Origin of the sequence: Corynebacterium sp. MSK195, assembly GCF_030228885.1 — a bacterium.
In the GTDB taxonomy this organism is placed as follows: domain Bacteria; phylum Actinomycetota; class Actinomycetes; order Mycobacteriales; family Mycobacteriaceae; genus Corynebacterium.
In genome coordinates, this window is sequence record NZ_JASPGT010000054.1 from 1 (window position 1) to 503 (window position 503).

1 protein-coding gene is annotated in these 503 nt (G+C 55.5%); it reads left to right on the top strand.

Going from position 1 to position 503, the window contains the following annotated elements:
- Window positions 1-50: 50 nt before the first annotated feature.
- Window positions 51-503: transposase (locus tag QP909_RS11770; protein WP_284767329.1), on the top strand; the 453-nt coding region annotated here is incomplete at its 3' end.

The window sequence follows — 503 nt, forward strand, 5'->3', positions numbered from 1 at the left end:
GTCAGGAAGTTTGTGTGTGAGGCTCTGATCTAGAAGGAGTTTCACCGATAATGACTACGGTGTCACTGAAGAAAAGCCATGACCCGGCGAGGGTCAACGAGATCAGCGAGAAGCTGATGGAAAATCCTGAAATCGCCAGCTTGATCAGCGAGCTGTCGACTTCTGCTGATGATGCAAGCGAGCTGGTCAAAGGCCTGCTGCAGGCATCGATCAACGCTGGTCTTAAAGCGGAGATGGATGCGCACTTGGGCTATAGCCATTCCGACCGCAAGGCCAAAGCGAAGGTGGAAACCGCACAGAGCAGCAATCACCGTAACGGGTCCTACACCAAGACCGTCAATTCTGGCTACGGCGCGGTTGAAGTGACCGTTCCCAGGGATCGTGCCGGCACGTTTACTCCTCGGATGGTGCCCAAGGGTGCACGTCGGCTCACAGAGCTCGACGACATGATTATCTCGCTCTACGCCGGTGGGATGACCGTGCGCGATATTCAGCACCATCTC